The sequence below is a fragment of the Ruegeria sp. CDSB113 genome (genome assembly GCF_059611045.1).
This window is the reverse complement of sequence record NZ_JBXWOU010000001.1, coordinates 40,072-53,479: the sequence shown is the minus strand read 5'-3', so window position 1 is coordinate 53,479 and position 13,408 is coordinate 40,072. Positions and strand designations below refer to the sequence as shown.

Sequence of the window (13,408 nt, the reverse complement as noted above, 5' to 3'; positions counted from 1 at the left end):
AACCGCAAGCCAGATAGCCCATTTCCAAGCCGATAACACAAGCGCTGTGTTAAGGTACTTTGGACAGTGACTCCAAAAATGCAGCTAAGTCTGCAATCTCCTGCTCAGACAAATTTAACTCCGACAGTATGGCTTCACCGTCGGCGTGTAACCTTTCCGTATCAATTCCGCTGTAATGCCTGATCACCGCATCCAAGTCGATCAGGCTGCCGTCATGCATGTAAGGCGCGGTTTCGGCCGCGCCCCTCAGGCTTGGCGTACGAAAGGTCCCAAAATCTGAGTGGCTCCTGCGGACACTGCGAACGACCCATGCACCTTGCTTTTCCGGATCGTCGCTCCAGTTGCCGTCCAACGTGTAAGCGTTTGAAAGCAAAAAGTTCAATCCACCGAACCGCCCGTCGTCGACCTCGGTTTCGCTCAGAAAATATGGTACGCCAGCGTCATGGAACTCATTGTTGGAAAATCTCGGACCATTGTGGCACAACACACATTTTCCACGCCCTATGAACAGCTGAAGACCTCGCTGGGCAGCTTCGGGGTAGTTCGCAGCGGCTGCTAAATCTTGGTTCTCCAATGCATCGCGAAAATCGTCAAATTGCGTCCGGCCGGTTGCCAATGTTTCCAAGTAAGCGGATAGCGTTTTGGCAGTGTTCACCAGCACAAGTTCTGGATCTTGGATCTGGATGTCGCCAAATATGGTTTCAAAATCATTAATGTAGATACTTTCCGAGATAGCTGTTTTTAGGCTTTCTTTACTGTGCGCCATCTCTTGTTCTTCGATGATCGGATGCAAGCTGGCTGCCCACAGGCTATCGCTCTTACCGCCCCATCCATACCAGCGGAGACCGGCAAGGTTCCGCAGGGATGGTGTGTTTCGATCTAACAGGACGCGACCGAGCGCCCGCGCGTCGGACGTGGTAAATGCCTGTTCAGGGTCATGACAACTTGCGCAAGAAAATGCGCCGTCGACTGACAATACCGGATCGTTGAACAAGGCTGCTCCTAGCGCAGTTGCTCTTGTATCGTTTGAAACCCTGTTGCTTGGATCCGACTGAAACGAAATTGGCCATGGTCCGAAGGACAGCGTTTGTTGAATTTCGCTATCAGACAACAGGACTTCAGCACGAACGGCCCCTGCTAGGACTACAAACGCCGCTGTCACCAGCACCTTCATTTTAGCCCGACATCGGAAGTGTAGGATATCGATCGCCCGCCAAAGTTGGCGTCAACTCGCAGTTCCCACAGCCCCGGCATGTGAAAAAGCATGTTATCTGCACGGAACACCCCATCGCCTAATGCGGTGATTTTGGGGGCGTAGTTTAGCCCGTGTTGGTGAGCAGGCATTATTGCATCGACGCGCACCTCACTCACGGCAACATCATCACAAACTGTCAGAAGAATAGAAAACGGTTGGGCCAATGGAATTTCGTCGACTGCCACATGCAGCTTAGGTGCGTTTTGAGTTACCGAACTCATGCGTTGCCCTACCGTTTCACAAGCGACGGCCGCGCCCGATGATATTAAAAACCATACAACCCAGCGGATCATTCTGATGCCAGCAAACGTTCTGCGTTTGTGTATGCGATGTTGTCTGCGATCTGGTCCGGAAGCAAATCCAACCACTCCCGTGAAAAATCAGCATGAGGGCCTACGTAGTACCAACGCTCCGGAGCAAACGTATCCGTACCAACCATAAACCGATCCGGGTGCGCTTCGAACGCAGCCTTCCAATCTGGGTCGACACGGCCCCGCGAGACCATATCAGAGCGAAACGCCAGATCGGCCCAAAGCCTCGGATAGGTGTCCAAGGCATCAGTTACACTGGCCGGATCGTCAAAGCCAGAGTGGGCCCACAATACCCGAGCCTCGGGCCAGGCCTCAAAAATCAGGTCAACGGCCTCTCGATCCCCGTGGTGATGCAGAATTAGGTCACGTTCTTTTGCCAGTGCGATCATATGCTGGATGACCGGCGTTTTGATATCATCACCATAAGCGTGAAATTCGCCGATGGCTTTGTATTCGTTCTTCGCCAGATTTGCTTCCAGATAGTCGATTACAGTTTCATCGTGCATCCAGGTGTTGATCTCACCGCGGCGGCGGTAAGGGCGAAGGGCTGGAACAACAATGTCCGGCGCTGCGTCCAACAGCAATTGGGTACCATTGTCATCCGAGCTGGAAACCAGTGCTTTGCGCACGCCTGCGTCCCGAAGGATATTGGCCACTTGTTCGGGAGGAACCAGTTTGACGGCATCATGGCTGTAATGAATATGTGCATCGAAGATCGGTCGCTCTTCTGCGATGGCCGTACCGCAAAGAAGCGTTGCACTTAAAATTAAGGTATGTTTCAGCACCGCACCACCCTCAATAGCATTTAGACTCTGGCAAGCTTCACATCGAACTTTACGTGCAAGAAAGGTTCAGTAATCTTGCCAGAAAGCTCCATGCCTTCGGGAAATTCTGAAGCCGGCCTTTCAACATATGTCATCACCAGGTCATCCCGAACACCAAACACTGTATCCTGATCCAAGTAAGGATCGTCGTCGGGGAAAATCTCGGTAACTAAAGATCGGTTCCCGGGTGCCTTAACGATATAGTGCAGGTGCGACGGTCGCCAAGGATGGCGACCGCAGGCGCGCAGGATGTCCCCGACAGGCCCATCTGACGGTACCGTGTATTCAACTGGCTTGACGGTCGTGAATGCATACTTGCCATCCTCACCCGTGGTCATCAGGCCATGAAAAGAAAATGTGTCCTGTTCTTCATCCTGGCTTGCATACATTCCATTTGGCGCCGTTTGCCAGATGTCGAGTTCCGCACCGGCAATCGGATTACCCTCGGCATCCCTGATAACGCCCTCGGCCAGCAGAACCGGCCCCCCGTAGTGACGCTTCATATCGCCACCGAATGGCAGTGGCGGTGCGCCAGAGACGTGGAATGGACCAAGAACAGAGGAGCTTGTGGCGTCTGGAGTTGAATGGAGCATGTCTACCAGCGATGACAGGCCCAATACGTCCGAGGCCAAGACAAACTCATGCCGGTCCTCGGTTTCCACAGCGGCACACCCCTCCAGAAACGCAATTCCCCTGCGCCATTCGTCATGCGTCAGGTTGGTTTCACGGGCGAAATCGTGGAGGTTCTTAACCAGAGACCCCATGATTTCACGCATCCGCGGATCAGTGTCCTTGGACAGGTATCCCATGAACACGTCGGTGATATTGTCTTTGGTGACAGAGCGCATCTTGGCCTCCTTAAATCAGGGCAAGGCTGAGGATCGGGAACTCGATCAGAATGAACAGAACGATCAGCATCACAAAGGCGAAGGGCAGCGCGCCCATAAACACGTCTTTCAGCGAGATGCGGTCATCGTTGATCGTGGATTTGATGACGAAGCAGGATATGCCTAGTGGCGGGGTCAAAAGCCCGATTTCGGCGCCGACCACGGTGATGATACCAAACCAGATCAGCGACATATCCAGCGCTTCGGCCATAGGCAGGAACAACGGGACAACAATCAGAATGATGGATGCTGTATCAAGTAATGTTCCCAAAAACAGCATCAGAAGCACGTAAAGCAGCATGATCGACCAGAAGGACGCGGAATTCCCCGCAAGCAGGTCCTGCAACTGGTTGGGCAGCCCCGCCAGTCCCAGCATGCGGCTATAAATTGACGCTGCAGTGATCAGGAACAAGATCGCCGCTGTGATATGACCGGTTTCCAGCAACGCGTCCCAGAACGCTTTTGGGGACATGGATCTGCGTAGGACAGCGATGATCAAAGCCACGAAGGCACCGGCTGCTCCTGCCTCGACCGCAGTAAGCCAGCCGGTGTAGATCCCGCCAAGAACGATAGTGATGATGCACAGTGTTGGTAGCGTTTTGGACGCAATCTCGCGCCCGGACATCCATTCGGTATCTGCCACGATGCGGCCACCGACGAACGCCGGTGTGAATCGGCCCATGGCCCAGATCGCGCCAACATAGGCGATCGCCAACATGATCCCGGGAATGACCCCGGCAAGGAACATGTCCCCTACGGATTGTTCAGCAACAAAGGAGTAGATGATCAGCATCGCGGAAGGCGGGATGATCATGCCAAGGACCGAAGACCCGGCCACCACGCCAACAGCAAAGCGCGGGTTGTAATCCTGCGCCATCATCTGCGGCACCGAGACTTTGGTGAACACGGATGCGGATGCAATGGACGACCCGGTCACGGCGGCAAAGACGGCGTTGGCTCCAACCGTCGCCATTCCAATCCCGCCTTTGACCTTGCGAAACCGCATGGTCATGACTTCGTAAATGTCCCTGCCTAACCCAGCCTTTGAAACGATGAGCCCCATGAAGGTAAACAGCGGGATAGTCGCGAAGCTATATTCCATCGCGCTGTCGCCGACCGCCACTTTCAGCAGGTTCAGCGCTAGCGTGAAGTTGTCCCGCATCAGCCAGATCGACACGAAAGAGACGACGCCCAAGGCGATGGGAATGTAGACGCCCGCATAAATCAGAAAAACAATGGCAACGACCGAGATCAGGCCAATCTCAATCGGCGTCATTCTGCGGCCTCGTCATGTTCAGGGGTGCGAATAAGTTGCGGACGGTCCTGCGCCGTGACGACCTTGAGCAGGAAGATCACGCAGGCAAGCGCAGTACCGCACGCGATGACCAGTTTGACGGGCCACCATGGCAATGTGAAAAGACCGGGCACTCCGAAGTAGTCCTGCGTCTGCCACATGTGTAGGAATTCAGGAAATGTCACATAGGCAATCAATGCCATGAAGATCGCCGAGATGGCATTGATGATGCGCCTCAGGTTGGCTGTCAGGCCCGGGCGACGATGGTGTAGCAGGTTCAGGAACCCGTCCGAGCGTGTTAACCGATCTACTCTGACCACGTCCGCCAACTGCAGAAAGACGATCATCACGACCGAAAACTGCACCATCTCATAAGTGCCACGCAATGGGGCTGAAAACAGGCCACGTGCAATAACGTCGACATTCAGAACAACCACCAACGCCAGGACGACGAGCGTACCCAAAGCGTTGGCGGCGATTGCTAGAAAATTGGCGACCCGCGACAGGCCAGCAACTGCGGTCTTCAGCATGAAAGGCCCCTTTCGTGGATCGCCGGACGGTTATTCGGCCGTCCAGTCACGCACTCCGGTGAAACCGGCGTCTTGAAGCTTGCCAAGGTAGGCGGCCAGCATTTCCGTTCCTTGTTCGCCGTTGTCATTCAGCGTCGCGGCCCATTCCTGCGCGACATTCGGCATGGCATTTGCCCATGCGGCGCGGTCTTCGTCCGAAACCTCAACGATCGTTCCACCGGCTTCAACGTAAGCATCCCGCGAAGCAGCAGCCCTGTCCATCGCGATACCGGCGACATGGTCACGGTAATCGATGGCAACCGCCGTCAACACCTCTTTGACTTCGTCCGGCAGGCTTGCCCAATAGTCTGCATTAACCGTGATGGTTTTTGAGTTCACAGCACCCAGATCGGCCTTGAGCATATACGGGGCAACTTCAGCGATCTTGAACGTCTTCGCCGCTTCGGGCCACAGCATTCCACAATCAACCAGACCCGTCTGAAGCATGTTGTAGAAATCGGTCAGCCCACCGCGCACACCTGCCGCATCCTTGATGCCTTCGAGATACCGCAAGTTGAGGCCAGCACCTGCAATCTTGCGACCCTCAAGGTCCGTAACCGAGGCAACCGGTTCCGTGCAGAAAATCTGATACGTGTCCAGAACAACACCCGTGGCCAGATAGACCTGGTTCTGTGCGGCAAACTCGTTCTGCATCGCCGGGTATTCGCGCGCGATTTCATCTACAGCCTTGGCCACGGCACGGGAATCCGATGCCACAAAGGGTGTCGATCCCGAAATACCTTGGCTGGGCAGCTTCGAGGAATGGAAGATCGTTGTCACGATACCGATGTCACCAAGGCCCAGCTGGATCCCTTCCAGAACGCCTTTCGGCTTTACGATTGAACCGCCATAGTTCTCCTGCCAATTCATCTTGTAGTTTCCGGAGTCGGCCAGTCGCTTGTCCACTTCCGGAATGAAGAAGTTGGTGAACTCCTTCACCCATAATGCCCGATCCGGGTAACCATCGATGACAACGGCAGAAATAGTTTCTTCTGCTGCGGCGGGCAGCGCCATGACGCTTGCCAGAGCAGCTCCGATAAGGCTGCGTTTGGTCCAGATTTTCATTTCTCTCCTCCCAGAAAGTCGGGCCTTTTGTCTTTATTGGTTTGTTTTGACCCAGTTGACGGTCAGGTCCGTGCCTGCCGCTTCAAATAGTTTTGCGATGGCGCAATACTTGGCTGTCTCTTCGCCCACCCGTGTCAGCTCCTCCTGACTGGCGGGCGTGTCACACTTCACGGTGAGCTCGATTTCCGGAAACGGAACATCGATCTCCTCCTCCATCAGGACACCGCGCCGATCCAGCCTGCATTTCGCGTCGATTGTCACCGCGCCAAGATCAATTCCCAACCGGTGTGCATTCTTGTGCCCGATGACGTTCGTACAGGCGATCAAGGCTGCCATTGCGGTTTCGGTCGGAGACGGGCCAAGATTTGTTCCGCCGCGTTCGACGGGTTCGTCGACAACCACATCAAGATCGCGAATTGGGATCTCAGTACGCGCATGTGTCGGGCATTGAGCTGTCGTTCGGTAAGTCACGACAGGTTTTACTTTCATAGCCACAGCGTCACCTCCTCATGCATAAGTGCAAACCTTTTCGAATGGAAAACGCGGAAGCTTCTGGAACAATCCGGTCTCGTCCGCGTAGCCCAAATTGCAAAGAAAATTGGACTTGAGCGTTGTGCCCGCGAAGAACTCCTCATCGACGATCTTGTTCGAAAAACCTGACATGGCGCCAACGTCCAACCCGACAGCCCGGGCCGCAATCATGAAGTACGCGCCCTGCAGAGTGCCGTTTCGGTAGGCCGTGTCCGCTACGTATTCGGGTTTGTTTTCAAACAAAGGCCGCCGATCTTCGTGCGGGAAAAGAAACGGCAGTTCCTTCCAGAAGTCCAAGTCATAGGCAATGATCGCCGTGACGGGTGCATCCATCATCTTTGGCACGTTTTTCGGCTTTAGCGACTTGGCAAGCCGTTCTTTGCCTTCAGTGCTTTTCACGAAAATAAAGCGCGCGGGCAACGTGTTCATGCTGGTCGCGCCATTGATCGTGATGTCGTAGATCTCTTCAAGTAGCTCGTCGGAAACAGGCTTGTCGGTCCACGCGTAGTGCGATCTGGACTCGCGCAGGATCAAGGCAATCGCGTCATCCGACAAACGTGGAATCCGTTCGCGCAGATCGCGATGATCCTGCTGCGCCTTGGCGCGAAGTGCCTCCAGCTCTGCCCCGGTTGGTGCGCTCATGCTGCGGCCACCCTTGATTTGGCGTCCTTTTCGTCGATGATCGGGCTGGCGCAGATTCCAATGCCTTCAATTTCCACCTCGACGGTTTCACCCGGCTTCAACCAACGGGGATTGGGTTTTTTGGCGTGCCCGACACCCGGTGGTGTACCCAACGCAATCAGGTCTCCGGGCTCCAGAGTGGTGTATTCCGAAATCGTCGCAATGACCTGACGAACGCCCCAGATCATGTTGGCCGTGTTCGAGCTTTGTAGGATTTCATCGCCCACGCGGCTTTCGATCTTCAGACCGGACGCCCCTTCGGGCAGTTCGTCCGGCGTTACGGTGAAAGGACCGATCGCGCCTGTGTCATCGAAGTTTTTGCCAGGCGTCCATTGAACGGTTTTGCGCTGATAGTCCCGCAGCGACCCGTCGTTGAACACGGTATAGCCAAAGACATAGTCCAGTGCGTCCTCTTCCGAGATATGCCGACCTCGTTTTCCAACGATCAGCATAAGCTCGGCTTCGTAGTCTAGCTTCTCGGAACAGGCAGGCCGCACCATGGGCTGCCCCGCCGCCATGATCGAGTTTTTCCCGCGCATGAACAGCGTCGGATACTCCGGAATATCATATCCGCCTTCCTTGATGTGGTCCGTGTAGTTCAACCCCATGCAAATGATCGTACCGGGCGCGACCACGGGCAATGCTGGTGTGATAGACGACACAGGCACACTGTCTGCAGCGGCGATTTTGTCAGACAGTGAGTCGGCCAGCTCAGGCTTGGCTATCAAACCCATCAGATCGGAACCGACAGCAGGGTCCAAAGCCGTTAAATTCACTGCGTTTTCACCGTTCACAGCAAAGACCGCAGTGCCTTCCGAGGTTTCTCCCACCAGGTATTTCATTTTCACCATCCATGTCAGTTCGCTTGATTTTTGCCGACTATTTTGCAATATGTCAAATAATATCGATATTTTTGGAGATCCGCGATGGTTGCTTGGGCAGATTATAAATCAGAAGCGAAAAGCCGAGGCGCACTGGCACTGGAGCTTTATGTTGCACTCAGCACACCGACCAAAGCGCCAGAAGACGTAAAGGCGTCACTTCCAAGTCACTTGGCGTATCAGACGGATCTTGAACGCGCGGGGAAGTTGGCTTTTGCCGGGCCGATGTCGGATGAGACCGGTGAGCATATGCAAGGGGTTGGCCTGATCATCTATCGCGCTGATAGTCTTGAGGCCGCGCGGAAGCTGGCCGAAGACGACCCCATGCACAAAAGCGGGGCGCGCAGCTTTGTACTTCGGCGCTGGATGATAAACGAAGGTTCGCTGAACCTTTCCGTTGGTCTATCGACTGGCACGAGTGCCCTCAGCTAAGAGCACGCAAGAGTTTTTGCCGCCAAAAAGGAACAGTCGGATATGGACGCCATGCTTGATACCGAGGGCAAAGAGACATCAGCCACTCATAGTGCGTATCGAAGGCTGCGCGAAATGATCCTGACCGGCGAATTGCCGCCCGGACAAAAACTTAAGATCGAGCAGCTCCGCGGCCTTCTAAGCACTGGCGCAAGTCCAATTCGCGAGGCGCTGAGCCTCTTGACCTCGGACATGTTGGTTGAACGGATTGACCAGCGCGGGTTTAGGGCTGCCCCCGTGAGCAAAAGTAACTTCGAGGAAATCCTGCTGCTGCGATGCAACCTAGAGGAAACCGCGTTGCGCGCCTCCATCGCCAACGCGGATGCGGCCTGGGAGGATCGGCTTGTTTTGCGTCACCACCATATGAAAAAGGCCGGCCAAAATGGGGCACACGACTTTGAAGACGCTCATAAAGCGTTTCATATGGCTTTGTTGGACAATTCGAAATTACCACTGCTGCTGCGATATTGCTCGCAGTTATACGACCTGAACATTCGCTACCGCTATCTGGCAGCCGGTGGTTCGAGCTACAAAAAGCGGGATATCGCCGCCGAACATCATCACATTCTGGACGCCGCATTGGATCATGACGCAGACAGCGCGACCAAGCACTTGATCGATCACTACCGTCGAACTGGTGAATACCTGAGCAGCCAGATGGATTCCTGAAATGCAACGGAATTGGTTTCTGGGCGATCTGTTAAACCAATTGCTGGACCGTCCTGACAAAAGGCGTGGCAAGGATGACAAACGATCCATTGCTGAACTTTGCGAGGCGCTTTTGTCCACAGAAGGTGAGGTATCAGGCTTCACGCTCGCGTCCACCATTCTTGATCGCTACCAGACCCTGGATGACGCGGGAAAGCTGGACTTTTTTGTCTACTTGAATGACCAGCTTGAGTTAGACGCTGACAAACTCGCTGACACGGCGCGCCTCTATGCCAGTGATCGAAGTGTCGATCTATATCAAAAGCTTAGTGAATCCGCAGAACCCAGGCGGCAAGAGTTATTGCGTCGGTTGAACCAGCCGTCTGGTGCGACGCAAGAACTTGTGGCAATGCGCGTTGATCTGTTGCGCTTTCTCAAATCCAATGCCGAACTCAAGCGAACCGATATTGATTTTGTCCATTTGTTGCGAAGCTGGTTCAATCGGGGCTTTCTTGTTCTCAAGCAAATCAGCTGGGATACGCCTGCCCGCGTTCTGGACAAGATCGTCGCCTATGAGGCGGTTCACCAGATCAACGATCTGGACGACTTGAGGCGCAGGCTCTACCCACCTGACCGTCGTTGTTTTGCGTTCTTCCACCCTTCGATGCCCGATGAGCCGCTGATTTTTGTCGAGGTGGCCCTTACAACTGAAATCCCGGGCGCGATCGATACGCTTTTATCTGAAGCTCGAGAACCAATTGAAGCCGAGCAGGCAAAAGTCGCGGCGTTCTATTCCATTTCAAATTGCCAAAAGGGTTTAGCAGGAATCAGTTTTGGGAATCTTTTGATAAAGCAGGTTGTGACCGAGCTTTCGCGAGAGCTTCGAGGGCTTGATACCTTTGTGACACTGTCGCCGATACCGGGGCTGAACCGGTGGTTGGCTGGTGAAACAGAACACCCAAGACACGGACATGCCGCCAGGGCCGTATTAGCAGAAACAGCCGCACCACAGGACGTGTTCGCAATGGCCGCTCGGTACTTGATGCTTGCAAAGCGCGAAGATGGGATGCCGCTGGATCCCGTGGCCCGCTTTCATCTGGGCAATGGTGCTGAACTTCATGAACTGCACGCTGACGCAGATCTGTCGCCAAACGGGCGCGCCCAATCCGGAGGCGCGATGGTCAACTACCTTTACGATTTGAACAAAACAGAACGTCACCACGAAGAATTTGCGACACATGCCACAATCCAAGCCTCACGTTCAGTTCGTGCGGCTTCAACTGCGGCGCTTGCGATCAACCCAAGGGAAAATACAGCGTGACCAACACCCTCTACGACAGCTTGTTTGCCCGCCACGAGGGTAACAAAGCTCCATTCCTGCAGCTCGATGATGGCAGGGTGGTTTCCTATGACGCGTTTCTAAAGCGCGCCGCACGGATCGCGCATGTTTTGCAGAACAACGGAGTTTCTCCTGGGGATCGCATCGTAGTGCAGGCCCCCAAGCTGGCTGATACGATTGCGCTCTATGCTGCTTCGGTTCAGGCGGGCGCTGTCTACCTGCCGCTTAACACTGCCTATACATTGACGGAGTTGGACTACTTCATCTCTGATGCTCAACCAGCGATGATCATTTGCGACAGTAACGATGAAGCTGAAATCGCAAAATTGGCAGCCCAATCTGGCGCAAAGCTGCTGACCCTCGGCGGCAATACTCCAAGCCTAAGCTTTGAGGCTGACGCACAACCCTTCGTATTCGAAACCGTGGATCGTGCACCGGACGACCTTGCGGCTTTGCTATATACATCAGGCACTACGGGCCGTTCGAAGGGTGCAATGCTAAGTCAGCGAAACCTGCTGTCCAATGCCCAAGCTCTTGTGGAATTGTGGGCCATCACAAGCGCCGATCGCCTGCTTCACGCGCTGCCGGTCTTTCACACACATGGGCTTTTCGTGGCGATGAATACGTCATTACTCGCCGGTGCCAAAGTTCGGCTTATGGAAAAATTCGACATTGGCATGATCTTGGAAGAGTTGCCCCACTCGACCCTTCTAATGGGTGTCCCCACTTTCTACACCAGATTGCTGGCGGACGACGGTTTCACCAAAGAAATCACTAAGAACATGCGCCTATTCATTTCCGGTTCAGCCCCATTGCTGGCCGAAACCCATTTGGCGTTCGAAACGCGCACCGGCCACCGCATCCTTGAGCGCTATGGAATGACCGAGACGAACATGAGCACCTCGAACCCCTATGACGGTGAGCGTCGCGCAGGAACTGTCGGCTTGGCGCTACCCGGCACCGAGGTGATCATTGCCAATTCTGAAACTGGAGAACCGCTGCCCCGGGGCGAGGTTGGAATGATCGAAGTACGAGGGCCCAATGTGTTTAAAGGCTATTGGCAGATGCCCGAGAAAACCGCCGAAGAGCTGCGGGAAAACGGGTTCTTCATCACCGGCGATCTGGGCCAGTACAGCAAGGATGGCTATCTGTCGATTGTAGGCCGGTCAAAAGACCTGATCATCACTGGTGGTTACAACGTCTATCCCAAAGAAATTGAAGACGTCCTGAACGACATTGATGGTATCCTGGAATCGGCAGTGTTTGGCGTTCCCGACGCTGAATTTGGCGAAGCTATCATTGCCACTCTGGTTGCTGAGCCCAGCGCGCAACTTGACATGGAACAGATCGCAGAGACCATCAGAGGCAAGCTGTCGCGATTCAAACATCCGCGTCGCTACGAAATCGTCCCGGACCTGCCGCGCAATACAATGGGAAAGGTCCAAAAGAACGTGCTGCGCGAACAGTACGCGCAAAAAGAATTGCCAATGGGTGTGTCCTAGCAGCCCGCTGAAAAACTCAAACCAACCACGACCCTTTGATCTGACAACTTCTCACTTCGAACTGCCAACTCATAAGGAGACTTACAATGACCCGCATGACGGCAAAGGACTTCGACCAGGAACTTCTGGACCTGTATGACTTTTACGCGCACGGCAAAATCACCAAGCGCCAGTTCCTGGACCGCGCCGGTAAGTTCGCGGTTGGTGGTTTATCAGCGGTTGCGTTGCTGAACATGCTCAGCCCGAATTATGCTTTGGCCGAGCAGGTATCCTTCAACGATCCCGATATCCATGCAGACTACATCACCTATCCCTCACCAAATGGAACCGGCGATGTAAGGGGGTACCTTGTCAGACCGGCCGGTGTGGATGAGCCCCTGCCAGCAGTGCTGGTCATCCACGAAAATCGCGGCCTGAACCCCTACATCGAGGACGTGGCTCGCAGATTGGCGAAAGCCGGATTCATGGCACTGGCCCCTGACGGCCTGACATCAGTGGGCGGATACCCTGGCAACGACGCCGATGGGCGCGAGCTGCAAAAGACAGTGGACCGGGTCGAATTGATGAACGATTTCTTCAATGGGTTCGAATACCTATTGAACCGAGATGATTGCACTGGAAAGGTCGGCGCTGTTGGTTTCTGCTACGGCGGCGGTGTGGTCAGCGCAATTGCCGTGGCCTATCCCGAGCTGGCCGCTGGTGTCCCGTTCTACGGGCGCCAGCCAGCGGTCGAGGATGTGGTCAAAATTCAGGCGCCGTTGCTTGTTCAGATGGGCGAGTTGGACGAACGCATCAACGCGGGCTGGCCAGATTTTGAGACTGCTCTAAAAGCCAACGATAAGGTTTACGAAGCCTATATCTACGAAAATGCCAACCACGGTTTTCATAATGACAGCACGCCACGATATGATGAGGAGATGGCAAACCTGGCTTGGGACCGCACAATTGAATGGTTTAACACTTATCTGAAGTAACTGCGGGGAGCTACAAAGCCGACCTTGCGTTGGTATCGCTTTGCGAACGCCCACAGTTCTCCGAGAACAATTCCCGAGAAGCCCGAGCTTTATGAATTTCATGATCAAAGGGACTGTCGGGCGGCGAATAGTTTTGCCGTTCGACGACAGCTCAGAATTTGATTTTGATCCATTGG

Annotated in this window: 15 protein-coding genes; 5 read left to right on the top strand and 10 right to left on the bottom strand. The window is 54.4% G+C overall.

Annotated features, from left to right (window positions below):
* Positions 1 to 49 precede the first annotated feature (49 nt).
* From AC2FIS_RS00280 to AC2FIS_RS00235, 10 genes are all read right to left on the bottom strand, one after another.
* Complete coding sequence (locus AC2FIS_RS00280) at positions 50 to 1,174, bottom strand: cytochrome-c peroxidase (RefSeq protein WP_496771550.1); 1,125 nt, start codon at positions 1,172 to 1,174, stop codon at positions 50 to 52.
* Positions 1,171 to 1,476, bottom strand: a complete 306-nt coding sequence (locus tag AC2FIS_RS00275; RefSeq protein ID WP_496771549.1) for a FixH family protein — start codon at positions 1,474 to 1,476, stop codon at positions 1,171 to 1,173. The genes AC2FIS_RS00280 and AC2FIS_RS00275 overlap by 4 nt, the downstream gene beginning before the upstream one ends.
* Positions 1,477 to 1,544: 68 nt before the next feature.
* Positions 1,545 to 2,351: an amidohydrolase family protein gene (locus AC2FIS_RS00270; protein WP_496771548.1), complete on the bottom strand. Its 807-nt coding sequence runs from the start codon at positions 2,349 to 2,351 to the stop codon at positions 1,545 to 1,547.
* Between the two features lie 20 nt (positions 2,352 to 2,371).
* Positions 2,372 to 3,238 carry a dioxygenase family protein gene (locus AC2FIS_RS00265; RefSeq protein ID WP_496771547.1) on the bottom strand — a complete coding sequence of 289 codons (867 nt, stop codon included), beginning with the start codon at positions 3,236 to 3,238 and terminating at the stop codon, positions 2,372 to 2,374.
* Between the two features lie 10 nt (positions 3,239 to 3,248).
* A complete protein-coding gene (locus AC2FIS_RS00260; RefSeq protein WP_058273381.1) occupies positions 3,249 to 4,553 on the bottom strand; it encodes a TRAP transporter large permease in 1,305 nt (434 codons plus the stop codon).
* Positions 4,550 to 5,101 (bottom strand): TRAP transporter small permease subunit, encoded by a 552-nt coding sequence (locus AC2FIS_RS00255; RefSeq protein WP_496734530.1) that lies wholly within the window; start codon positions 5,099 to 5,101, stop codon positions 4,550 to 4,552. Before AC2FIS_RS00255 ends, AC2FIS_RS00260 begins: the two co-directional genes overlap by 4 nt.
* A 30-nt stretch (positions 5,102 to 5,131) precedes the next feature.
* A complete protein-coding gene (locus AC2FIS_RS00250; protein ID WP_496771546.1) occupies positions 5,132 to 6,205 on the bottom strand; it encodes a C4-dicarboxylate TRAP transporter substrate-binding protein in 1,074 nt (357 codons plus the stop codon).
* A 33-nt stretch (positions 6,206 to 6,238) separates the two neighbouring features.
* On the bottom strand, positions 6,239 to 6,694 hold the full coding sequence (locus tag AC2FIS_RS00245) for an OsmC family protein (protein WP_282154307.1): 456 nt from the start codon (positions 6,692 to 6,694) through the stop codon (positions 6,239 to 6,241).
* Positions 6,695 to 6,712: 18 nt separating this feature from the next.
* The gene (locus tag AC2FIS_RS00240; RefSeq protein ID WP_496771545.1) at positions 6,713 to 7,378 is read right to left on the bottom strand and encodes a malonic semialdehyde reductase; all 666 of its coding nucleotides are present in this window, start codon (positions 7,376 to 7,378) and stop codon (positions 6,713 to 6,715) included.
* Positions 7,375 to 8,259 carry a fumarylacetoacetate hydrolase family protein gene (locus AC2FIS_RS00235; protein WP_496771544.1) on the bottom strand — a complete coding sequence of 295 codons (885 nt, stop codon included), beginning with the start codon at positions 8,257 to 8,259 and terminating at the stop codon, positions 7,375 to 7,377. The genes AC2FIS_RS00240 and AC2FIS_RS00235 overlap by 4 nt, the downstream gene beginning before the upstream one ends.
* 84 nt (positions 8,260 to 8,343) lie before the next feature.
* Between AC2FIS_RS00235 and AC2FIS_RS00230 the strand changes: the two genes are divergently transcribed.
* The 5 genes from AC2FIS_RS00230 to yghX all read left to right on the top strand — a co-directional run bounded on the left by AC2FIS_RS00230 (position 8,344) and on the right by yghX (position 13,232).
* Positions 8,344 to 8,730 carry a YciI family protein gene (locus tag AC2FIS_RS00230; protein ID WP_496771543.1) on the top strand — a complete coding sequence of 129 codons (387 nt, stop codon included), beginning with the start codon at positions 8,344 to 8,346 and terminating at the stop codon, positions 8,728 to 8,730.
* A gap of 51 nt (positions 8,731 to 8,781) precedes the next feature.
* Positions 8,782 to 9,438, top strand: a complete 657-nt coding sequence (locus AC2FIS_RS00225) for a GntR family transcriptional regulator (protein WP_496771542.1) — start codon at positions 8,782 to 8,784, stop codon at positions 9,436 to 9,438.
* A 1-nt stretch (position 9,439) separates the two neighbouring features.
* Positions 9,440 to 10,738, top strand: coding sequence for a malonyl-CoA decarboxylase (locus tag AC2FIS_RS00220; protein WP_496771541.1), 1,299 nt, complete (start codon positions 9,440 to 9,442; stop codon positions 10,736 to 10,738).
* Positions 10,735 to 12,258 carry a malonate--CoA ligase gene (locus AC2FIS_RS00215; RefSeq protein ID WP_496771540.1) on the top strand — a complete coding sequence of 508 codons (1,524 nt, stop codon included), beginning with the start codon at positions 10,735 to 10,737 and terminating at the stop codon, positions 12,256 to 12,258. The genes AC2FIS_RS00220 and AC2FIS_RS00215 overlap by 4 nt, the downstream gene beginning before the upstream one ends.
* Before the next feature lie 86 nt (positions 12,259 to 12,344).
* Positions 12,345 to 13,232 (top strand): YghX family hydrolase, encoded by an 888-nt coding sequence (gene yghX / locus AC2FIS_RS00210; RefSeq protein WP_496771539.1) that lies wholly within the window; start codon positions 12,345 to 12,347, stop codon positions 13,230 to 13,232.
* Positions 13,233 to 13,408 lie beyond the last annotated feature (176 nt).

Coding starts and splice junctions, on each gene's coding strand:
- AC2FIS_RS00280 (WP_496771550.1), bottom strand. CDS start 1,174: ATGAAGGTGCTGGTGACAGCGGCGTTTGTAGTCCTAGCAGGGGCCGTT.
- AC2FIS_RS00275 (WP_496771549.1), bottom strand. CDS start 1,476: ATGAGTTCGGTAACTCAAAACGCACCTAAGCTGCATGTGGCAGTCGAC.
- AC2FIS_RS00265 (WP_496771547.1), bottom strand. CDS start 3,238: ATGCGCTCTGTCACCAAAGACAATATCACCGACGTGTTCATGGGATAC.
- AC2FIS_RS00260 (WP_058273381.1), bottom strand. CDS start 4,553: ATGACGCCGATTGAGATTGGCCTGATCTCGGTCGTTGCCATTGTTTTT.
- AC2FIS_RS00255 (WP_496734530.1), bottom strand. CDS start 5,101: ATGCTGAAGACCGCAGTTGCTGGCCTGTCGCGGGTCGCCAATTTTCTA.
- AC2FIS_RS00250 (WP_496771546.1), bottom strand. CDS start 6,205: ATGAAAATCTGGACCAAACGCAGCCTTATCGGAGCTGCTCTGGCAAGC.
- AC2FIS_RS00245 (WP_282154307.1), bottom strand. CDS start 6,694: ATGAAAGTAAAACCTGTCGTGACTTACCGAACGACAGCTCAATGCCCG.
- AC2FIS_RS00240 (WP_496771545.1), bottom strand. CDS start 7,378: ATGAGCGCACCAACCGGGGCAGAGCTGGAGGCACTTCGCGCCAAGGCG.
- AC2FIS_RS00235 (WP_496771544.1), bottom strand. CDS start 8,259: ATGAAATACCTGGTGGGAGAAACCTCGGAAGGCACTGCGGTCTTTGCT.
- AC2FIS_RS00230 (WP_496771543.1), top strand. CDS start 8,344: ATGGTTGCTTGGGCAGATTATAAATCAGAAGCGAAAAGCCGAGGCGCA.
- AC2FIS_RS00225 (WP_496771542.1), top strand. CDS start 8,782: ATGCTTGATACCGAGGGCAAAGAGACATCAGCCACTCATAGTGCGTAT.
- AC2FIS_RS00220 (WP_496771541.1), top strand. CDS start 9,440: ATGCAACGGAATTGGTTTCTGGGCGATCTGTTAAACCAATTGCTGGAC.
- yghX (WP_496771539.1), top strand. CDS start 12,345: ATGACCCGCATGACGGCAAAGGACTTCGACCAGGAACTTCTGGACCTG.